The sequence below is a fragment of the Streptomyces sp. NPDC026659 genome, from assembly GCF_040638245.1.
Lineage (GTDB): Bacteria > Actinomycetota > Actinomycetes > Streptomycetales > Streptomycetaceae > Streptomyces.
The window spans coordinates 602327-622546 of record NZ_JBEZXY010000003.1 but is presented as its reverse complement, the minus strand read 5'-3'; the positions used below and the strand labels follow the sequence as shown (position 1 = coordinate 622546).

The following is a 20220-nucleotide window of genomic DNA, read 5'->3' as shown; positions in this document are numbered from 1 at the left end:
GTGCCCGTGGCCCAGGACACCGCGCGGCAGCCGCGCCCGACCTCCCCGGCCCCGGCGCGTGCCCTGCTCCCGCTGATCCTGCCCGCCGTGCTGGTGGGGGTGGTCGCGAGCCTGATTTTCGTCGGGGTGAGCACGGCGGCGGAGCGGCTCCAGCACGTGCTGTGGGGGCCGCTGCCGGACGCGCTGGGCATCGGCCGGTACTCGGTGGCGTGGATGTTCGTCATGCTGGTCGCGACGGGCATCGCGGTGGGGCTCGTGGTCTGGCTGGCCCCCGGTCATGCCGGACCGGACCCGGCCACCGTCGGCCTCGACGCCCCCGTGCTGCCCCCGGTGGTGCTGCCCGGCCTGGTGGTGGCGGCCGCGCTGATGCTGGCGGGCGGCCCGAGCCTCGGCCCGGAGAACCCGATCATCGCCGTGAACGTCGGCCTCAGCATGTGGCTGGGCAGCCGCTTCCTGCCGAGGCTGCCCGGCGCGCTGTGGCCGACGCTCGCCGAGGCGGGCACGATCGGCGCGCTGTTCGGTACGCCGGTGGCGGCCGCGCTGGTCATCTCCGAGGCGCTGACCACGCGCCCGCTGCCCGGACGGCTCTGGGACAACCTCTTCGCGCCGCTGACCGCCGGGGCGTTCGGCGCCATGACGACGACCCTGGTGGCCCAGCCGAGCTTCGACCTCGGCCTGCCGCCCTTCGGCCGCCCCGGCTGGGCCGACGTACCGGCCGCGATGGCGGTGGCCTCGGCGGCGGCGCTGCTCGGCCTGTGCGCCGTGTACGCCTTCCCGTACGTCCACCGGGCCTTCCAGCGGCTGCGGCACCCGATGCTGATGCTCCCGGCGGGCGGTGTGGTGCTCGGCGGGCTCGCGGCGGCGGGCGGTCATCTGACGCTGTTCAAGGGGCTGACCGAGGTCGGCGAGCTGGCCCGTGACCCGGACGGCCGCACGGCCGGGCAGTACGCCGTGCTGGCGGTGGTGAAGGTGGCCGCGCTGGTCGTCGCCGCGTCGTCCGGCTTCCGGGGCGGGCGGATCTTCCCGGCCGTGTTCGTGGGAGCCGCGCTCGGTCTGTGCGCGCACGCGCTCGTCCCGGCGGTGCAGCCCTCGCTCGGCGTGGCCGCCGGCGTGCTGGGAATGCTCCTGGCCATCACCCGGCAGGGCTGGGTGAGCCTGTTCACGGCCGCCGTCCTGGTGGCCTCGCCGGCCATCCTCGCCCTGCTGTGCGTCGCCTCGCTGCCGGCCTGGCTGCTGGTGACCGGGCGGCCGCAGATGCAGCTCCAGGCGGACGGCACCCCGGCCCGCTGAATCCCCCGTATGGAGGCATGACGATGGCTCTGCACAAAGGTTCCGGCACACGCGACGAGCGGAAGGTGTCGGTCAACCCGTTCTTCGGCGAGGCCAACCCCGTCAGCGGCATGACCGAGGCGCCGCCCACGCACCGCCTGCCGGACTCCCCGCTGCCGCCCACCACCGCCTACCAGCTGGTGCACGACGAGCTGATGCTCGACGGCAACGCGCGCCTGAACCTCGCCACCTTCGTCACCACCTGGATGGAGCCGCAGGCCGGGGTGCTGATGGCGGAGTGCGCCGACAAGAACATGGTCGACAAGGACGAGTACCCGCGCACCGCCGAGCTGGAGCGGCGCTGTGTGGCGATGCTGGCCGAGCTGTGGAACGCGCCCGATCCCTCGGCGGTCGTGGGCTGTTCGACCACCGGCTCCAGCGAGGCCGGGATGCTCGCGGGCATGGCGCTCAAGCGCCGCTGGTCCAAGAAGAACGCCGACCGCTACCCGGGGGCGCGGCCCAATCTCGTGATGGGCGTCAACGTCCAGGTGTGCTGGGAGAAGTTCTGCGACTTCTGGGAGGTCGAGCCGCGCACGGTGCCCATGAGGGGCGACCGCTTCCACCTCGACCCGCGCGAGGCGGCCGAGCTGTGCGACGAGAACACCATCGGGGTCGTGGGCATCCTCGGCTCCACCTTCGACGGCTCCTACGAGCCGATAGCCGAGCTGTGCGCCGAACTCGACGCCCTCCAGGAACGCACCGGACTCGACATCCCGGTCCATGTCGACGGCGCCTCCGGCGGCATGATCGCCCCCTTCCTCGACCCCGGCCTGGTCTGGGACTTCCGTCTGCCGCGCGTGGCCTCCATCAACACCTCGGGCCACAAGTACGGCCTGGTCTACCCCGGCGTCGGCTGGGCCCTGTGGCGCGACACCGAGGCGCTGCCGGAGGAGCTGGTCTTCCGGGTGAACTACCTCGGCGGCGAGATGCCCACCTTCGCCCTCAACTTCTCCCGGCCCGGCGCGCAGGTGGTCGCGCAGTACTACATGTTCCTGCGCCTGGGCCGCGAGGGTTACCGCGCCGTCCAGCAGTCCACCCGCGACGTGGCCCGCCATCTGGCCGACCGCGTCGAGGCGCTGGGCGACTTCCGCCTCCTCACCCGGGGCGACCAGCTGCCCGCGTTCGCGTTCACCACCGCCGACCACGTCACGTCGTACGACGTGTTCGACGTCTCCCGGCGGATGCGCGAGCACGGCTGGCTGGTCCCGGCGTACACCTTCCCGCCCGACCGGGAGGACCTGGCGGTGCTGCGGGTGGTCTGCCGCAACGGCTTCTCCCACGACCTGGCGGACCTGTTCCTGGCCGACCTGGCCCGCGTGCTGCCCGCGCTGCGGCGGCAGGAGCGGCCGTCGTCGGCGGACAAGGGGGCGGTGACGGGGTTCCACCACTGACGGAGGGGTTCCACCACTGACGGCGGGGCGGCGCGGGCCGGGTGCCGTCCGGCGGTCACCCGGTCTGTTCGCTCCGCTGCCGCTCCAGCGCCACCAGCTCGAAGGCCGTCTTTCCGTCGAGCGACTCGCGGATGACGTCGGCGTGGCCGGCGTGCCGGGCCGTCTCGCGGATCAGGTGCAGACACACCCAGCGCAGCGAGACCCGCTCGTCCGGCGGGAACCAGGGGGCCTCGGGCAGCGGGAAGGTGTCGTCCAGGCTCGGCGCGGAGCGGATCAGCTTCTCCGTGTCGGCGGCGGCCTCCTCCCACAGGGCGAGCTGGGAGGCGACCGTCTCGTCCCCCACCAGCCGGAAGCACTCGTGCCAGTTGGACTCGTCCCGGTGGATCGCGGGCGGCTGCTGGCGGGCGCGGGCGATCCAGGTCCGCTCCATCTCCACGACGTGCTTGAGCAGTCCGCCGAGCGACAGCTCGCTCGCGCTGGGCCGGGAGCGGGCCTGTTCCTCGGTCAGGCCCAGCACCGCCCGGCGGATGCCGCCGCGCTGTTCCTCCAGGAACGCGAGGAGTGCCCCGCGCTCGTCGCCCCGCGCCTCGGCTCGTACGTGCGTGACCATGGCCGTCCGCCCTTCTCCGGGTCCGTTGCCCTGACAAGGACGACGCTACGGACCATCGAGGTCGGATCCTGTCCTCGATGGTCCGTCGCGTGGTGTCGTATCAGCCGTGTCGTATCGGCCGTGTCGTATGGGCCGGAGGGAGCCGGCGGACTCAGAAGGGGAAGCCGCTGCGCCCGTGCTGGACCGAGATCCACTTGGTGGTGGTGAACGCCTCCACGGTCGTCTCGCCGTTCAGCCGGCCGATGCCCGAGTGCTTCTCGCCGCCGAACGGCACCAGCGGCTCGTCGTGCACGGTGCCGTCGTTCACGTGGAACATGCCGGTGTCGATCCGCAGCGCGAAGGCCACGCCGCGCTCGACGTCCCCGGTGTGGACTGCGCCGCTGAGCCCGTACGGCGTGTCGTTGACGATCCGTACCGCCTCCTCCTCGCCGTCGAACGGCACCAGGAAGACGACGGGGCCGAAGACCTCCTGGCGCAGCAGGGGCGAGCTCTCGGGCAGGCCGGTGAGCACGCTGGGCGCGACCAGGTTGCCCTCGACGGTGCCGCGCACCAGGGCGGTGCCGCCCTCGGCGACGGCCTGCTCGACGACCCCAGAAAGGGCTTTGGCCTGGGCGGAGTTGATGACCGGGCCGATGACGGTGCCGGGGTCGCGCGGGTCGCCCACCGGCAGCGAGCGGACCTTGGCGACGAACTTCTCGGTGAACTCGTCGGCCACCGAGCGGTCCACGAGCACCCGGTTGGCCGCCATGCACACCTGGCCCTGGTGCACGAACCGGCTGAAGACCGCCGCGTCGACCGCGTAGTCGAGGTCGGCGTCGTCCAGGACCACCAGGGCGCTGTTGCCGCCGAGTTCGAGCACCGCGCGCTTGAAGTGGGCGGCGCAGACGGTCGCCACGTGGCGGCCGGTCTTGTCGGAGCCGGTGAAGGAGATGACCCGGGGCACCGGGTGCTCGATGAAGGCGTCCCCGATCTCCGCGATGTCGGTGACGACGACGTTGAGCAGGCCGCCGGGCAGCCCCGCGTCCTCGAAGAGCTTCGCGATCAGCGTGCCGCCCGTGACCGGGGTGTTCTGGTGTGGCTTGAGGACGACGCCGTTGCCGAGCGCGAGGGCCGGGGCGACCGACTTGATCGACAGCAGGAAGGGGAAGTTGAACGGGCTGATCACGCCCACGACGCCCACCGGCACCCGGTAGACGCGGTTCTCCTTGCCGTCGGCCGGGGAGGGCAGGATCTTGCCCTCGGGGCGCAGCGCCAGGTGGATCGACTCGCGCAGGAACTCCTTGGCGAGGTGCAGCTCGAAGCCCGCCTTCACCCGGGTGCCGCCGAGTTCCGCGACGATCAGCTCGGCGATCTCCTCCTCGCGCTCCTCGATCAGCGCGAGCGCCCGCTCGAACACCGCACGGCGGGCATAGGCGTTGGTGGCGGCCCACTTCTTCTGCGCGCGCTCGGCGGCACGGTAGGCGTCGTCGACCTCCTCGACGGTGGCGACGGTGATCGCGGCCAGCTTCTCGTCGTCGTAGGGGTTGAAGTCGATGACGTCCCAGGAACCGCTCCCCGTACGCCATTCACCGTCGATGTACTGCTGGGCCAGTTCCTTGAAATTGGACGCCATGTGATCCCTCACTCGCTAGCGGACGACACTGCCACGCCGGGTTCCGATCACAGGCAATCGTACTGACGCGCCAAGGGGCCCGGGGACACGCGGACCCCTCAACAACCGCTTTGCGTCAGGTGAGTTGAAGGATGCCCCGGAGGATGTCACGGCTCTCCGCCGGTCCCGGGCTGTCCTGCTGGAGCTCCTTGAGCGCCTGCTCGTACTGGATGACGTCCTCGCGCTTGTCGAGATAGAGCGCACTGGTCAGCTGCTCGACGTAGACCACGTCGGACAGGTCGGACTCGGGGAAGCTGAGCAGGGTGAAGGCGCCGCTCTCCCCGGAGTGCCCGCCGAGGCCGAAGGGCATGACCTGGAGCCGCACGTTGGGCCGCTCGGAGACCTCGATCAGGTGCCTGAGCTGGCCGCGCATCACCTCGCGGTCGCCGTACGGACGGCGCAGCGCGGCCTCGTCCAGGACGATGTGGAACTCGGGGGCGCCCTCCGGGTCGTCGGCCAGCAGATGCTTCTGCCGCTCCAGGCGCAGCGCGACCCGGCGCTCCACGTCGGCGGTGCTCGCGCCCTTCATGCCGCGCCGGACCACCGCGCGCGCGTACTCCTCGGTCTGGAGCAGGCCGTGCACGAACTGGACCTCGTAGACCCTGATGAGGTGGGCGGCGCCCTCCAGGCCGACGTAGGTGGGGAACCAGCTGGGCAGGACGTCGGTGTAACTGTGCCACCAGCCCGCCACGTTGGCCTCCCGGGCGAGGGAGAGCAGCGACTCGCGCTCCGCCTCCGCGTCGACGCCGTAGAGCGTCAACAGGTCTTCGACGTCCCTGGTCTTGAAGCTCACGCGGCCGAGCTCCATCCGACTGATCTTGGACTCGGAGGCGCGGATCGAGTACCCCGCCGCCTCGCGCGTGATGCCCCGCGCCTCACGCAGCCGCCTGAGTTGCGAGCCGAGCAGCATCCGCCGCACCACCGATCCGGGCTCTCCCGCGCTCACTTCGCCAGCCTCCCCAACCGTCTTCAGATGCCGCAGTCTGCCACTAAAACACTTCGAGCAGTACTCGTCCGGTTACAGAAACGGAAAGAGGTCAACCGTTTCTCCTATGCCAGGGTCACGGTCCTGGACCGAAGTTGGTGCCAAGATGGCGGAAAAAATGGCCAAGAAGCGGTACGCGCGGGCGCAATTCGGCCGCGTGCACGTGCATCTGCCCTTGCATCTGCTGTGCGCATCCGAAACCATGGGGCCGCGCCACCGCTGCATCGCAACGACCGCGAATTCCCGGGAGTGCCTCGCATGGGAACGAATGGATCGACCATGCTCAAGCCGTTACGGCAGGGCCTTCCGCCACTGGACCCCACCGCCGTCTCCGAGGCCGCCTCCTGCGCGCTGCCCGCCCGCTACGAAGCGGTGCGCGAGGCCCGGCGCTTCACCCGGGCCACCCTGGAGCGCTGGGACGTGGGCGAGCGCTCCGAGGACATCGCGCTCGTCGTCTCCGAACTCGTCACCAACGCGCTGCGGCACGCCCTGCCCGGCGAGACCGCGGACGCGGGTGCGGACGGCGACACGGGCCCCGGCTCCTCCCCGGTGCGGCTGCATCTGATGCACTGGACGGGACGGCTGGTGTGCGCGGTGCGCGATCCCAGCCACGGCACTCCGGTGCCCCGCGAGTCCGACGACTTCTCCGCCGAGTCGGGCCGGGGGCTGTTCCTCGTGGATTCCTTCGCGGACGGCTGGGGCTGGCATCCGCTGGCGGGCGCGCCGAGCGGCAAGATGGTGTGGGCGCTGTTCCTGCTGCCGCCGACGGAGCCGGCGGACTGAGCCGCGCCCAGGGCGCTCACTGTCTCCCGACATCGTTGCCAACGCCCGTACCGCACGGGCGGGTTGTCAGCTCGCGATCAGGTGGTCGAACTCGCCGTCCTTGATGCCGAGGAGCATGGCCTCGATCTCGGCACGCGTATAGACGAGCGCGGGGCCGTCCGGGAAGCGGGAGTTGCGGACGGCCACCTCGCCGCCGGGCAGCCGCGCGAACTCCACGCAGGAGCCCTGGGAGTTGCTGTGCCTGCTCTTCTGCCAGGCCACGCCGACCAGCTGCGTGGCAGCCATGCCGTTGTACACGTCGTACCCCCCGTACACGCTGTCAACGTAGTGGTCCACAGGTCGCTCCCCGGTGGTGCACTGTCCGATGAGGCCGCAAAGGCCGTGGTCATTGGTGCTGTGGTCAGTAGATGCTGCGGTCAACCGACCCGGATCATAACCCTGTTCACATGCAGATGAATGAGCAGATGCACGTGCACGCGGGGTGTTCCCGCGATTACAGCTTTGACGACCGCTTTACCGAAGCCCTTCCCCGCCTGCCCGGGATACGACGGCACATGCCGCCCTGTTCACGCACCAGGAAGAGACGCGCGCGGGGCCGTTCCTGTTCCCCGTCCGAGCGACCGATTCCGGCCGCCTGCTCAGGGGTAACGGCTGGTAACTTGCTGCGCGGTCCGCGGGCTCCCGCCCCGGGCGACCCGCTACGGCTTGGGAGCGTGACGTGACTGGGGCTACGGCTACGGCGAGCGGCAGGGGAACGGGTACGGCGCGGGTGCGGATCGGCGCTGCGGCGGCCGGGGTGATCGGCGTGCTGGTGCTGACCGGGTGCGGCGGGGGCGGCGGGGACGACTCCTCGGACAGCTCCCCCACGGCGAGCGCGGCGCCCTCGGCATCCGGCTCCCCGACCGGGGCGGAGACCGGCGGCATCGGGGACGCCGGGGACGCCGCCAAGGGGGGTGTCGCGGAGCTCCAGGGCAGCTGGATCACGACCAGCGGCGGCAAGGTCGTGGCCCTGGTGATCACCGGCAGGCAGGCGGGGCTCTTCGCAACCGGCGGCGCGGTGTGCAGCGGCACGGCGGGCGAGGAGTCGGGCATGCGGATGATCCACCTCACCTGCAAGGGCGACTCCGGCCACCGGAGCACGGGGATGGTCGACTCGGCGACGAAGGACGCGCTGAAGATCACCTGGTCCGGGGGGCCGGGGAAGGAGACGTACACGAAGGCGGAGGGCGGGACGCTTCCTTCGGGGCTGCCCTCGGCGCTGGGATAGCCGGGAGAGCCCCTCGGCGCGCGGATGGCCGGGAGATTCCCTCGGCGTCGGGACAGCCGGGGCAGTCCATACGTGGTCCGGACGCCCCGCGCCCGGCGCCGCCCGGAATCCTGCCTGAAGCGGTGAATCCGCCGGGGCGCGTGCTCGGGCGGCGCGCACAGGGGCGATGATGCGGGGATACCGTCACGACCCTCGATGGGACCAGTTCATGCGCGTCATTCCGCTCACCCTCACCGCCCTCGCCGCCGCTCTCGCCCTGACCGCCTGCGACAACGGCGGCACAAGCGGGGCGAGCGGCGCCGAGAGCAAGGCCGGCACGTCGTGCGCGGCCGGCTCGGTCTCGCTGCAGGTCGGCTCCGCGAGCGTCGCGCCCGCCACCGGGGACAGCGGCCAGGTGCCGGTGAGCATCACCAACCAGAGCGCGCCCTGCACCCTGGACCACTTCCCCGGCGTGACCCTCCACCAGGACGGCCGCACGGAGAAGCTGCCCGTCCAGGAGGGCGCGACGGCGCAGAAGCTGAAGCTCGCCAAGGGCGACTCGGCCACCTTCACCATCGACTACGTGCGCGGCGCGGACGCGAAGGGCGCGAAGGCGGCCACCATGGAGATCACGCTGCCGGGCGGCGGCGAGCCGCAGAGCTTCCCGTGGAAGTACGGCACGGTCGCGGCGAAGGCGGGCAAGTCCACCCCGGACGCGTCCGTCAGCGCCTTCCAGCAGGCCGGCGACTGAGAATCCGCACGGCCCGCCGCTCCTCGGTGGGCCTCGGTCCGCCGTTGAACCGCCGTTGGTCCGCCCTCGGTCGGTCCGCCGTCCGTCAGTCCAGTCGGCGCCGGGCCCGTACCTGGGCCTCGTCCGCCGCGCGGGCGCCCTCCGTCCACCCGGCCTCGTCGCTGACGCCGCGCAGCCGGGTCGTGGTGGTCTCCGGGAACATGCGCTCCATCCGGTCGGTGACGGCTATGTCCCGGGTGGCCAGCACCGGCAGCAGGTCCTGGGTGACCTGGGTCTCGGCGGCCGCCGCGAGCCGGTCGCCGACGCGATGGGCGTAGGCCGCGAGGAACGACTGGCGGAAGGTCTTGGTCCGCTTGCGTCCGCCCGCCCGCTGCGCCGCCTCGGCCTTCGCCATCGCGTGCGTGGCCTGCACCAGCAGTGAGGTGTACAGCAGCTCGACCGCCTCCAGGTCCGCCTCGAAACCGACGACGGTGGAGAAGGCGAGCGGTTCGTTCCACACCGCGCGGCAGCGGTTGGCGCGGGCGACCGCGTCCAGCAGCACGGCCTTGGCCTGCTCGTACGGCGGCTCGACCCCTATGCGGCAGGCGCCGGGCGCGTCCGGCGCGGGTGCGGCGGCGGCGAGCAGCGCCTCGTCCACGCTGTACCGGGCCGTCAGCTCCTGCGCCTTGGCGGTCAGGGCCTCCGCCTCCTCCGGGTAGGTGGTGGCCTCGGCCTTGGCGAGCAGCGCGCGGATACGGCCGAGGGTGCGGGACGCCTCCGGGCTCGTGGCCCGGCGGGGTTCCTCCAGCGGCTCCAGGGCGGGCAGCCGCAGCAGCAGGCGGTACAGCTCCAGGACGGCGGTGGCGTGCGAGAACCGGTCGCTTCCGCGCCCGGGCTCGGCCACTTGCTCGCGGAGGGCGTCCAGCTGCGCGGCCCAGCGGTGCCCGCGCGCCCGGTCGTCGGCCGCCTGGGCCCGGATCAGCGTGGCCGCGAGCCGTATGTGGAGGTCGTCCAGCTCGCGCCGTACGAGTCGTACGACGTCGGCCGGCTGCCAGCCGCGCCGCCAGGCCGTGGCGACGAACTCCGCGCCGCGCCGGCCGAGTTCCGCGTCGGCGGCGGGGTCGGCGGCGAGCAGGGACGCGCCGGTGTCGAGGCCGGAGTCGGTGTCGTCGTAGAGGGCGGCCCGGAAAGCGCGCTCGACGGTGCTGGCAGTGCTGGTCACGCCGTCGATCGTGCCACGACGGACCGACAACCCGCCAAAACTTGTCCACAACCTGTGGACAAGCGCGCCCCGCCCGAGGAGTCCCGCACCCCCGAACACTGTCAACCACCGGTTGACAGTGAAAGAGTGTCAACTTACGGTTGACACATGGCGACCAACCCCAACATCACGTCATCCGTGCGCCTCGACGACCTCATCGCGGCCATCAAGAAGGTGCACCCCGAACCCCTCGACCAGCTCCAGGACGCGGTGATCGCCGCCGATCACCTCGGAGACGTGGCCGACCACCTCATCGGCCACTTCGTCGACCAGGCCCGCCGCTCGGGCGCGTCCTGGACCGACATCGGCAAGAGCATGGGCGTGACCCGGCAGGCGGCACAGAAGCGGTTCGTCGCGAAGGAGTCGGCGGACCTCGACCCGAGCCAGGGCTTCAGCCGCTACACCCCGCGCGCGCGGGCGGTGGTCATGGCCGCGCACAACGAGTCCGTCGCGGCCCGCAACGCGGAGGGCCGCCCCGAGCACCTGGTCCTCGGCCTGCTGGCCGAGCCCGAGGGTCTGGCCGCGAAGGCGATCGCCGAGCAGGGCGTCCCGCTGGACGCCGTACGCCAGGCCGCGACCGCCGCGCTCCCCCCGGAAGCCGATGACGTCCCCGACCTCGTCCCCTACGGCCCCGACGCCAAGAAGGTCCTGGAGCTGACCTTCCGCGAGGCACTCCGCCTCGGCCACAACTACATCGGCACCGAGCACATCCTGCTCGCCCTGCTGGAGCACGAGAACGGCACGGGCGTCCTCAGCGGGCTCGGCATCACCAAGGACGCGAGCGAGCGGTACGTGAACGGGGTGCTCGCGGCGCTCCTGGAGCAGCGGAAGCAGGGGGCGGCCGGGGCGCCGCCGGTGCATCCGGACGACGTGGAGGGGGACGCGGCGGGAGACGCGGCGCGGGGCTGATCCCGGTCCCGCACCTGCCCTGAATCCGCAGGTCGACCCGGTTGTCAGACCCCCCTGACACACTCACGTACATGGCCGACCGGTGGGCGCTCGCTCCGGCCGAGGACGGTGGCGTGGACGTCGCCCCCCTCGGTCCGGACGGGCTGCCCGCCGGTCCGGTGCGTCGCGAGAGCGATCTCGCGGAGGCGGTGCGGAGCCGCCCGGAGGTGACGCGCTGGGTGTGGCGGTCGACCGCCGAGGTCTACCCGCGACTGCTCGCCACGGGGGTGCGAGTCGAGCGGTGCTACGACATCGAGGACGCCGAGACACTCCTGCTGGGCCACGAGGGCCGGTACGGCGAGCCGCGCTCGGCCGCCGCCGCCCTGGCCCGCCTCCGGGGCGGCCCCGTGCCGCCCGACCCGCCGCAGCGCCCGGCGGACCGGGGCTCGCAGTCGCCCCTCTTCGAACCGGCGGCCGCGCGCATGCCGCTCCAGGACCTCCTGGAGGTCTACGCCGACCAGCACCGAAGACACGACCGCACCGCCCACCCCGACCGGATGCGCCTGCTGACCACGGCCGAGTCGGCCGGGATGCTGGTGGCCGCCGAGATGAACCGTGCGGGCCTGCCCTGGAGCGCCGAGGTCCACCGCGAGGTGCTGCACGGCCTGCTCGGCGAGCGGTACGCGGGCGGGGGCGAACCGCGCCGGCTCGCGGAGCTGGCGGACGAGATCTCGACGGCATTCGGCCACCGGGTGCGCCCCGACCTGCCCGCCGAGGTGGTCAAGGCGTTCGCGAAGGCGGGCGTCAAGGTCACCTCCACCCGCCGCTGGGAGCTGCGCTCCGTGGACCACCCGGCGGTGGCACCCCTCCTCGAGTACAAGCGGCTGTACCGCATCTGGGTCGCGCACGGCTGGTCCTGGCTGCGCGACTGGGTGCACGACGGCCGCTTCCGGCCCGAGTTCCAGGCCGGAGGCACGGTCACCGGCCGCTGGGTGACGAACGGCGGGGGCGCGCTGCAGATCCCCAAGGTGATCCGGCGCGCGGCGGTGGCCGACCCGGGCTGGCGGCTGGTGGTGGCCGACGCGGACCAGATGGAACCCCGCGTCCTGGCGGCGATCTCCCGCGACCCGGCCCTCATGGAGGTGGCCTCCCGTGAGAGCGACCTCTACCAGTCCGTGTCCGAGCGCGCCTTCTCCGGCGACCGTGAACAGGCCAAGCTCGCGGTGCTCGGCGCGATGTACGGCCAGACCTCGGGCGACGGCCTGAAGAACCTCGCCGCCCTGCGCCGCCGCTTTCCGGCGGCCGTGGCCTACGTGGATGAGGCCGCCCGCGCGGGCGAGGAGGGCCGCCTGGTCCGCACCTGGCTCGGCCGCACCTGCCCGCCCGCCACCGCGACCCCGGACGCGGCGGAGGAAGCGGGCATCCCGCTGGCCCTGGACGACTCCCCCGCCCCGGACGGCGGCGGCGCCCGCGCCCGGGGCCGCTTCACCCGCAACTTCGTCGTCCAGGGCAGCGCGGCCGACTGGACCCTTCTCCTCCTGGCCGCCCTCCGTCGAACCTGCGCCGCCCTCTCCGCCGAACTGGTCTTCTTCCAGCACGACGAAGTGATCGTCCACTGCCCGGCGGAGGAAACGGACCAGGTGATCCAGGCCATCCACGACGCCTCGGCCCTCGCGGCCCGGCTCACCTTCGGAGACACCCCGGTCCGCTTCTCGTTCACGACGGCGGTGGTGGAGTGCTACGCGGACGCGAAATGAGCGGGCCTGAAAAATATCCCTGCGGAGAATTCCTGAAGAGAGCCGAAGCCCCGTTGTTCGCGAATGGGCTTGCCGCCCTGTCGCCTCAACGGAGCTTCGACCTGTTCCCCCTGAAACTGTGAGTTTTCCTTCTCAGCCGGCCAGGCTCTTCCAGCCCGAGCACGCGACCGGCGTCGGGTCGCTCGCTCCGTCGACCGTGCACACCCGCATGCGAAATGCGGACCCGAGGGGCACGCCGCCCGGGATATTGAACTGGGTGGAGACGCCGTCTCCACCCACGTAATGCGTTCCGGGCTTCATGGTGACCCAGGAGCCATCGATGATGTCGGCCCCTTGGATCTGGGACCGGACGCCGTGTCCGTCAGCGCACGAGTCCCAGAGACGGAAGGTGTCGCTGCTGTCGACGAAGTAGAGATACGCGACGTCGTGCGGCCCGCCGATGGACCCAGGACAGTTGACCTTCGAATTGGTCAGCGTTACGGAATGGTCGGAAGCCGAGGCCGCACCGCTGAAGCCAATCGCGATAACGGGGGCGGCCAGAGCGGCCGCGATTCGACTCGTCCATTTGCTTACCACGGTTTCCCCTTTTGTTTGCGGTCATCCCAGAGCCTGGTCACATCGGCTCAAGTCGCAGGGAATTTCTACCAGTGCAGCGGTGACCTCTGTCAAGGATTCCCTGCGAGGACAATCAAAATCCACGAGATTCTGAGGTGAATTTGAGGTTCCGGGAAACGGGTCACCCGAGCTTCTGAAGCGGCGTGCTATTTCACGATGAGTGCACGCTTAGCACTCGCATTATCCCGAGCGGATCACCTTTGACTTCACGTTGACTGAAACACACCCAAACCTTGGAGTGGGGCTCGAATGACACAGCCGGAGCCGGGACCCTCGGCACCCGCACGGCCCGGCCGGGCGACGGCGCCGCATCCGCTGAACGAAGAAACCCCGGGTCGGAGTGCATCCGACCCGGGGTTCCAGGGTGAGCCGCTTTCGGGATTCGAACCCGAGACCTACGCATTACGAGTGCGTTGCTCTGGCCATCTGAGCTAAAGCGGCGTGCTGCGTGGGCACCGGAGTGCTCGGCAACGTCGGTAAGTCTACACAGGTTCGAGGAGTGGTCGTACCGGCCCCTGGTGGGAGGGGCCGGTGCGGTGGGGTCAGGTGCAGCGCTTGCCCTGGGTGGGCGGGGTGCCCTTGAGGAGGTAGGTGTCGATCGCGGTGTCGATGCAGGTGCTGCCGCGGCCGTAGGCGGTGTGGCCGTCGCCGTCGTAGGTCAGCAGGCGGCCCGAGGTGAGCTGGCGGGAGAGGGACTGGGCCCAGCGGTAGGGGGTCGCGGGGTCGCGGGTGGTGCCCACGACCACGATGGGGGCGGCGCCCTTGGCCTCGATGCGGTGGGGGGTGCCGACGGCCTTGACCGGCCAGTAGGTGCAGTTCAGGGAGGCCCAGGCGAGGCTGGTGCCGAAGACCGGGGACGCCTTGCGGAACGCCGGGAGGGCGCTGCGCACCTGGTCCGGGCCGGAGAAGGCGGGCGGGAGGTCCAGGCAGTTCACGGCCGCGTTGGCCATCATCAGGTTGCTGTAGTGGCCCTTGGCGTCGCGCTCGTAGTAGATGTCGGCGAGGGCCAGCAGGCCCGCGCCGTCGTGCTCGTCCATGGCCGACTTCAGGGCCTCGCGCAGTTGCTCCCAGAGGCCCTGGTCGTACATCGCCGCGACCACGCCGATGGTCGCCAGCGGCTCGCCCAGCTCGCGGCCGTCCGCGTCGCCCGCCGGAATGGGGTGGGCGTCGAGCTCCCGGAAGAACGCCTGCAGGCGCTGTCCGACCTGGTCCGGGGTGTGGTCCTTGCTGTTCAGCGGGCAGTCGGTCTGCTTCACGCAGTCCCGCGAGAACGCCTGGAAGGCCGTCTCGAAGCCGGTCGTCTGGTCCAGGTTCACCTGGCGGGCGTCCAGGGTGGGGTCGATCGCGCCGTCCAGCACCAGGCGGCCGGCGCGCTGCGGGAACAGCCCGGCGTAGGTCGCGCCGAGGAGCGTGCCGTACGAGGCGCCCACGTAGTTGAGCTTCCGGTCGCCGAGCAGGGCGCGCAGGATGTCCATGTCGCGGGCCGCCTCGACGGTGGAGACGTGCCGCAGCAGCCGCGCCGAGTGCGCGCCGCAGCTCTCCGCGAACCCCCGGTCCGCGGCGACCAGCGCGTCCGTCTCCTTCGGGCTGTCGGGGGTCAGGTCCGTCTCGGTGAAGGCGTCCATCCGGCGGCCGTCGAGACACTTGACCGGATCGCTGCGGCCGACCCCGCGCGGGTCCATGCCGACCATGTCGTACCGGGCGCGAACCTCGGCGGGATAGCCGAGCGCCGCGTACCGCTGGAGGTAGTCGATCGCCGAGCCGCCCGGGCCGCCCGGGTTCACCAGCAGGGAGCCGAGCGGCTTGGCCTTGCCGGTGGCCTTCTTGCGGACGACGGCGAGCTTGACGTCGCCGGAGCCGGGCTTGTCGTAGTCGAGCGGCGCCTTGAAGGTCGCGCACTGGAAACCGGCGGCACCGCACGCGCGCCAGCTCAGCCGCTGGGAGTAGTACGGCGCGAGCGCGGCCGGGGTCGCCTTCGGCAGCGGGGGCAGCACCGCGCCCTGGACCGTCGCGGCGGCCGAGGCGTCGGTCGGGCCGGTGGCCGAGCAGGCGGTCAGCAGCAGCGCGGCGGCCGCGAGAAGAGCCGCGGTGGCACGGGCACGGGTGCCGGCGGTACGGGGCGCGCGCGACCCCGGGGACAGTGTCCGGGAGTACCGGCGCGGAGAAGGCTCGGTCTGCATCAGGCGAGCGTAACCCTGCGCGATGGAGTGGACACGTTGTGCACGATACGTGCCTCGTACGGGGTACGGCGGGGGTGCGGCACCAGGACCCCGGCACCAGGACCCGCCCCCGCTCACCCCGCCCGCAGCGCCATGGTCATCGCCTCCACCGCCAGCAGCGGAGCCACATTGCGGTCCAGGGCCGCACGGCACGCGGCGATCGCCTCGATGCGGCGCAGCGTGGACTCCGGGGAGCTGGAGCGGGCGATCCGGTCGAGCGCGTCCTCGGCGTCGGTGTTGGCGAGCGCGATGCGCGAGCCGAGCTGGAGGGCGAGGACGTCGCGGTAGAAGCCGGTGAGGTCGCCGAGGGCCACGTCGAGGCTGTCGCGCTGCGTACGGGTCCTGCGGCGCTTCTGCATGTCCTCCAGGTCCTTCATCACGCCCGCCGTGCCGCGCGGCATACGGCCGCCCTGGGCCGCGCCGAGCGCCGCCTTCAGCTCCTCGGACTCCTTGCCGTCCATCTCCTCGGCCAGCTGCTTGGCGTCCTCGGCGGCCGCGTCGACCAGCTCCTGGGCGGCCTTCAGACAGGCGCCGACCTCGCTCAGGCGCAGCGGCAGCTTGAGCACGGCGGCGCGGCGCTCGCGGGCCGCCGGGTCGGTGGCCAGGCGCCGGGCCCGGTCGACGTGCCCCTGGGTGGCGCGGGCGGCGGCCGCGGCGACCTCGGGCTCGACGCCGTCGCGGCGGACGAGCATGTCGGCGACGGCGTCCACGGGGGGCGTGCGCAGGTTCAGGTGGCGGCAGCGGGAGCGGATCGTGGGCAGCACGTCCTCGATGGAGGGCGCGCACAGCAGCCACACCGTGCGCGGGGCGGGCTCCTCGACGGCCTTGAGGACGGCGTTGGCCGACTTCTCGTTCAGCCGCTCGGCGTCCTCCACGAGGATGATCTGCCAGCGGCCGTTCGCGGGCGACGTGAACGACTTGCGAACCGTGTCACGCATGTCCCTGACCAGGATCTCCGCACCCACGGCGGCGACCGGGGTCACATCCGCGTGGGTGCCGAGCAGCGCGGTGTGGCAGCCGTCGCAGAAGCCGCAGCCGGGCATCCCGCCGAGGGCGCGGTCGGGGCTCACGCACTGGAGGGCGGCGGCGAAGGCGCGCGCCGCCTGGTTGCGCCCGGCGCCGGGCGGGCCCGTGAACAGCCAGGCGTGGGTCATCCGCGACGACTCCGGCAGCGGTCCGGCGGCGGAGGCGGCCGTGACGAGCGCGTCGGCGTCCCGCGCGGCGCCCTCGAGCACCGCGCCGACCTTCTCCTGCCCGACGAGGTCGTCCCATACGGTCATGGGTCACGCCGCCCTTCCGTCACACCGCGTCTGTCCGTCACACCGCGCCTGTCCGGCCTCCATTGTGCGGGGGAGCACCGACAACGCCGAAAACGAGCGGCCGGCGGGCATCGGAAAGGCGGCGCCCCCGGAGCCGCAGCTGTGCTCCGGGGGCGCCGCCCCTGTCCGGTGACCGGTGCCGCTCAGCGGCGCCGGTTGCGGCCCCGCCTGTCCTCGTCCTCGTCACGCGCCCCGTACTCGCGGTCGCCGTACGAGCCGAGCAGTTCGTCCGCCAGCGACGGCAGGTCGTCCAGCGGGGTCTCCTCGGCCCAGTCGGGGCGCGGGCGGCGGGGGCGGCCGTCGGCGTCGAGCTGGGGCATCTCGCGGGTGCTGTCGTCGGAACCGGTCCGCTCGTCGCGGAAGTAGCCGGACGGCACCCGGCTCGGGCGGCCGTCGCCGCGCACGGGCGGCAGTACGGCGGTCTCGTCGGCCGGCACCTGGGGCAGTACGGCCGTCTCGTCCGCGGCGCCCGCCGGGGGCAGCGGCACCTCGGCCGTCACCTCGGACTCGCGGTGCTCGTCGCGCACCGGCGGGAGCAGGGCCGTGCGGTCGGCGTCCGGCCTGATGACCGGGGTCGGGACCGTCTCGTCCACGGCGCGGGGCGCGGGGCGCGGGGCGTCGTCCTTGTTCAGCGAGATCACGGGGGTCGGCATGGTCGTCGCCTCCGGGGGCGCGGGCCGGTCCGTCGGCTGCGGGGCGCCCCGGCGGCGGGCCGCCTCCTGGGCCGCCGCGGCCGCCTCGGCGGCGTGCCTGCGGGCCTCCTCGGCGCGCAGCAGGGCCTCCTCGGCCTTGCGCTGCTTCTCCAGGCGCAGGGCCTCGGCCTCGGCACGGAGCCGGGCCTCCTCCTCGGCCTCCCGGCGGCGGCGCTCCTCCTCCGCCCTGCGGCGGGCCTCCTCGGCGGCGCGGGCCTTCTCCTCGGCGAGCAGCCGCTGCCGCTCCTCCTCGGCGCGCCGGTGGGCCTCCTCGGCCCGGCGCTTGGCCTCCTCCGCCTGGCGCTCGGCCTCGCGGCGCTGGGCCTCCTCCAGCTCGCGCTGCTTGCGCTCCTCCTCCTCGGCGCGCAGCCGGGCCAGCGTCTCCTGGCGCTCGCGCTCCAGGCGCTCCTCCTCGGCCTTGCGCGCGGCCTCTTCCTCGGCCTTGCGGCGCGCGTCCTCCTCGGCCTTCCTCCGGGCCTCTTCCTGGGCCTTGATCTCGGCCTCGGAGAGCGGGAGGACGACGTCGAGCCGGTGCCGGATCACGGTGGTGACGGCCTCGGGCTCCTGCCCGGCGTCCACGACCAGATAGCGGCCGGGGTCGGCGGCGGCCAGGGTGAGGAAGCCGGAGCGCACGCGCGCGTGGAACTCGGCGGGCTCCGACTCCAGGCGGTCCGGCGCCTCGGTGAACCGCTCGCGGGCGGTCTCCGGCGGCACGTCGAGCAGCACGGTCAGATGCGGGACCAGACCATGGGTGGCCCAGCGGTTGATGCGGGCGATCTCGGTCGGGGAGAGGTCGCGGCCCGCGCCCTGGTAGGCGACGGACGAGTCGATGTACCGGTCCGAGATGACGACCGCGCCCCGCTCCAGGGCGGGCCGTACGACGGTGTCGACGTGCTCGGCGCGGTCGGCCGCGTAGAGCAGGGCCTCCGCGCGGTGGGACAGGCCCGCCGAGGAGACGTCGAGCAGGATCGAGCGCAGCCGCTTGCCCACGGGCGTGGCGCCCGGCTCGCGGGTGAGGACGACCTCGTGGCCCTTGTTGCGGATCCACTCGGCGAGCGCCTCGGCCTGGGTGGACTTGCCCGCGCCGTCGCCGCCCTCCAGGGCGATGAAGAATCCGTTCGTCGCGGGGGCCGTGACCGGGTCGTCCCCGCCGAGCAGGGCGTCCTTGAGGTCCTGGCGCAGCGGGATGCCGGAGCGGTCGTCGACCTTGGCGAGGACCAGCACGGCGATCGGCAGCAGCAGCGCGCCGACCAGCATGAGGGTGAACGAGGCACCGCCGTGCGCGAAGACGAAGCGGCCGCTCTCCAGCCGGTGGCGGCCGATGAGCCCGGCGACCACGGGGGCGATCAGGACGCCGAGCGCCATGAAGACGCGGACCACCGCGTGCAGGTGCTCGGTGATACGGGGACGGCGGGACTCCTCGGTCTCCTGGTCGAGCAGCGCGTGCCCGGTGTTCGCGGACACGCCCGCGGCGACACCGGCCAGGGTGACCAGGAGCAGCACCGTGGTGACGTCCGGGACGAGACCGGCGGCCAGCAGGGCGATGCCGGTGACCGCTATGGCCAGCGCGAGGAACCGGCGGCGCGAGAGCGAGGACAGCAGCGCGGGCGCGGTGCGGATGCCGACGCCGACACCGCCGGTCAGGCCGAGCACCAGCAGGCCGTAGAGCACCGGGCCGCCGCCCAGGTCGGTGGCGTGCAGCACGCACACGGAGACGGCGGCGGCGATGGCCCCGGCCACGGCGGCGCAGGCGATGACGAGCGGCAGGACCGCGCCCGTACGGCCCTTGTCCACCCCGGCGGTGGTGCGCGGGCGGCGCAGGCCCTCCAGCGGCGACCGCGCGCGCGGGGTGCGCAGGCCGGGCAGCTTCATGGCGCCGAGCACGGACAGGGAGGCGGCGAACAGTCCGGCCGCCACGTACGACGCGAGGGCCGCGTGGTGCTGGTCGAACCAGGTGATCCCGGTGGCCAGCAGGTTGTTGAACAGCGAGGCGACGACCAGCGTGGCGGCCGCCAGCGGGACGGCGAGGAAGCCGATGCGCAGCGCGAGGCGGCGCAGGGCGTCCAGGTGGTCCGGCAGCGGGCGCACGGTCGCGCCCTCGGGGGGCGGGGCGGGCAGCAGACCGGGGGCCGCGCTCTCGCGGCACACCGTCCACAGCCGCTCGGCCACACCGGTGACGAAGGCGGTGACGAGGAGGACGGACAGCGCGTTGTCCGGCGTCCAGTCGATCCACAGGGGGGCGACGAGCAGCAGCGCGGCGCGCAGACCGTCGGCGCCGACCATGGTCCAGCGCCGGTCGAGCAGGCCGCCCGGCGCGGTCAGGGTGCTCATCGGGCCGAGCAGGACGGCGCCGAAGAGCAGGGTGGCCAGGACGCGCACCGCGAAGACGACCGCGACGGCGAAGGCCACGCCCCGGTAGCCGCCGCCGAAGGCGCCCTGGTCGACCGCCGCCTGGAGGACCAGGAGGACCAGCACGAGCAGGGCCAGGGCGTCGCCCGTACCGCTCACGAGGTGTGCGCCGCACAGGCGCCGCAGGTCCGGTCGGCGCAGCAGGGAACGGACGGCGCGTTCGCGGGAATCCGCGACCAGTGCGTCGTCCGGTGCTGGGGTGGGGGCCGTTGGCTGCTCGGCTCGCGTCATGCGTTCAGCCTATCCGCAGCCGCTGACACCCATGCCCTCCTTGCCCCCTCGGTCCCGCTCTGCCCGGGACGTGCGCCGGGTGCTCACACGGCGGCGACACGCCG

General features: G+C 72.7%; 16 protein-coding genes and 1 tRNA gene. 7 read left to right on the top strand and 10 right to left on the bottom strand.

The annotated features are described in order from the left end of the window. The first annotated feature begins 6 nt into the window (after positions 1-6). Both AB0E91_RS11775 and AB0E91_RS11770 read left to right on the top strand, forming a co-directional pair. Positions 7-1290: an ion channel protein gene (locus AB0E91_RS11775; protein ID WP_361778850.1), complete on the top strand. Its 1284-nt coding sequence runs from the start codon at positions 7-9 to the stop codon at positions 1288-1290. A gap of 23 nt (positions 1291-1313) precedes the next feature. Beyond that, entirely contained in the window at positions 1314-2720 is a 1407-nt protein-coding gene (locus AB0E91_RS11770) for a glutamate decarboxylase (RefSeq protein WP_361778847.1), read from the top strand. A gap of 55 nt (positions 2721-2775) precedes the next feature. On the opposite strand, the gene AB0E91_RS11765 is transcribed toward AB0E91_RS11770, so the two are convergent. The 3 genes from AB0E91_RS11765 to AB0E91_RS11755 form a co-directional block, all read right to left on the bottom strand. Next, a complete protein-coding gene (locus tag AB0E91_RS11765) occupies positions 2776-3330 on the bottom strand; it encodes a DinB family protein (RefSeq protein WP_361778844.1) in 555 nt (184 codons plus the stop codon). Positions 3331-3481: 151 nt separating this feature from the next. Next, positions 3482-4942: an aldehyde dehydrogenase family protein gene (locus tag AB0E91_RS11760; RefSeq protein ID WP_361778841.1), complete on the bottom strand. Its 1461-nt coding sequence runs from the start codon at positions 4940-4942 to the stop codon at positions 3482-3484. A 115-nt stretch (positions 4943-5057) separates the two neighbouring features. Then, entirely contained in the window at positions 5058-5891 is an 834-nt protein-coding gene (locus AB0E91_RS11755; protein ID WP_161179349.1) for a helix-turn-helix transcriptional regulator, read from the bottom strand. Between the two features lie 354 nt (positions 5892-6245). On the opposite strand from AB0E91_RS11755, the gene AB0E91_RS11750 reads away from it, so the two are divergent. Continuing rightward, positions 6246-6749, top strand: coding sequence for an ATP-binding protein (locus AB0E91_RS11750; RefSeq protein ID WP_361778838.1), 504 nt, complete (start codon positions 6246-6248; stop codon positions 6747-6749). Positions 6750-6815: 66 nt separating this feature from the next. Here the strand turns inward: AB0E91_RS11750 and AB0E91_RS11745 are convergent, their stop codons facing one another. Further along, complete coding sequence (locus AB0E91_RS11745) at positions 6816-7085, bottom strand: DUF397 domain-containing protein (RefSeq protein ID WP_343245628.1); 270 nt, start codon at positions 7083-7085, stop codon at positions 6816-6818. A gap of 382 nt (positions 7086-7467) precedes the next feature. Between AB0E91_RS11745 and AB0E91_RS11740 the strand changes: the two genes are divergently transcribed. Both AB0E91_RS11740 and AB0E91_RS11735 read left to right on the top strand, forming a co-directional pair. Then, positions 7468-8016 carry a hypothetical protein gene (locus tag AB0E91_RS11740; RefSeq protein ID WP_361778835.1) on the top strand — a complete coding sequence of 183 codons (549 nt, stop codon included), beginning with the start codon at positions 7468-7470 and terminating at the stop codon, positions 8014-8016. A gap of 208 nt (positions 8017-8224) precedes the next feature. Then, positions 8225-8746 carry a DUF4232 domain-containing protein gene (locus tag AB0E91_RS11735; RefSeq protein WP_361778832.1) on the top strand — a complete coding sequence of 174 codons (522 nt, stop codon included), beginning with the start codon at positions 8225-8227 and terminating at the stop codon, positions 8744-8746. Positions 8747-8831: 85 nt separating this feature from the next. On the opposite strand, the gene AB0E91_RS11730 is transcribed toward AB0E91_RS11735, so the two are convergent. After that, positions 8832-9947: a DUF2786 domain-containing protein gene (locus AB0E91_RS11730; RefSeq protein ID WP_361778829.1), complete on the bottom strand. Its 1116-nt coding sequence runs from the start codon at positions 9945-9947 to the stop codon at positions 8832-8834. Between the two features lie 147 nt (positions 9948-10094). On the opposite strand from AB0E91_RS11730, the gene AB0E91_RS11725 reads away from it, so the two are divergent. Together AB0E91_RS11725 and AB0E91_RS11720 are read left to right on the top strand one after the other, a co-directional pair. After that, a complete protein-coding gene (locus AB0E91_RS11725; protein WP_361778826.1) occupies positions 10095-10895 on the top strand; it encodes a Clp protease N-terminal domain-containing protein in 801 nt (266 codons plus the stop codon). Positions 10896-10966: 71 nt separating this feature from the next. Then, positions 10967-12631: a bifunctional 3'-5' exonuclease/DNA polymerase gene (locus AB0E91_RS11720; protein WP_361778823.1), complete on the top strand. Its 1665-nt coding sequence runs from the start codon at positions 10967-10969 to the stop codon at positions 12629-12631. Between the two features lie 132 nt (positions 12632-12763). Here the strand turns inward: AB0E91_RS11720 and AB0E91_RS11715 are convergent, their stop codons facing one another. From AB0E91_RS11715 to tmk, 5 genes are all read right to left on the bottom strand, one after another. Further along, complete coding sequence (locus AB0E91_RS11715; protein WP_361778820.1) at positions 12764-13207, bottom strand: hypothetical protein; 444 nt, start codon at positions 13205-13207, stop codon at positions 12764-12766. 406 nt (positions 13208-13613) lie between these two features. After that, positions 13614-13687 (bottom strand) — tRNA-Thr (locus tag AB0E91_RS11710). Positions 13688-13788: 101 nt separating this feature from the next. Continuing rightward, positions 13789-15426, bottom strand: a complete 1638-nt coding sequence (locus AB0E91_RS11705; protein WP_361778817.1) for an alpha/beta hydrolase — start codon at positions 15424-15426, stop codon at positions 13789-13791. A 113-nt stretch (positions 15427-15539) separates the two neighbouring features. After that, positions 15540-16745 carry a DNA polymerase III subunit delta' gene (locus AB0E91_RS11700; protein ID WP_361778814.1) on the bottom strand — a complete coding sequence of 402 codons (1206 nt, stop codon included), beginning with the start codon at positions 16743-16745 and terminating at the stop codon, positions 15540-15542. 182 nt (positions 16746-16927) lie between these two features. Continuing rightward, the gene (gene tmk, locus AB0E91_RS11695) at positions 16928-20116 is read right to left on the bottom strand and encodes a dTMP kinase (RefSeq protein WP_361778811.1); all 3189 of its coding nucleotides are present in this window, start codon (positions 20114-20116) and stop codon (positions 16928-16930) included. Positions 20117-20220 lie beyond the last annotated feature (104 nt).

Coding starts and splice junctions, on each gene's coding strand:
- AB0E91_RS11770 (WP_361778847.1), top strand. CDS start 1,314: ATGGCTCTGCACAAAGGTTCCGGCACACGCGACGAGCGGAAGGTGTCG.
- AB0E91_RS11765 (WP_361778844.1), bottom strand. CDS start 3,330: ATGGTCACGCACGTACGAGCCGAGGCGCGGGGCGACGAGCGCGGGGCA.
- AB0E91_RS11760 (WP_361778841.1), bottom strand. CDS start 4,942: ATGGCGTCCAATTTCAAGGAACTGGCCCAGCAGTACATCGACGGTGAA.
- AB0E91_RS11755 (WP_161179349.1), bottom strand. CDS start 5,891: ATGCTGCTCGGCTCGCAACTCAGGCGGCTGCGTGAGGCGCGGGGCATC.
- AB0E91_RS11750 (WP_361778838.1), top strand. CDS start 6,246: ATGCTCAAGCCGTTACGGCAGGGCCTTCCGCCACTGGACCCCACCGCC.
- AB0E91_RS11735 (WP_361778832.1), top strand. CDS start 8,225: ATGCGCGTCATTCCGCTCACCCTCACCGCCCTCGCCGCCGCTCTCGCC.
- AB0E91_RS11725 (WP_361778826.1), top strand. CDS start 10,095: ATGGCGACCAACCCCAACATCACGTCATCCGTGCGCCTCGACGACCTC.
- AB0E91_RS11720 (WP_361778823.1), top strand. CDS start 10,967: ATGGCCGACCGGTGGGCGCTCGCTCCGGCCGAGGACGGTGGCGTGGAC.
- AB0E91_RS11705 (WP_361778817.1), bottom strand. CDS start 15,426: ATGCAGACCGAGCCTTCTCCGCGCCGGTACTCCCGGACACTGTCCCCG.
- AB0E91_RS11700 (WP_361778814.1), bottom strand. CDS start 16,745: ATGACCGTATGGGACGACCTCGTCGGGCAGGAGAAGGTCGGCGCGGTG.
- tmk (WP_361778811.1), bottom strand. CDS start 20,116: ATGACGCGAGCCGAGCAGCCAACGGCCCCCACCCCAGCACCGGACGAC.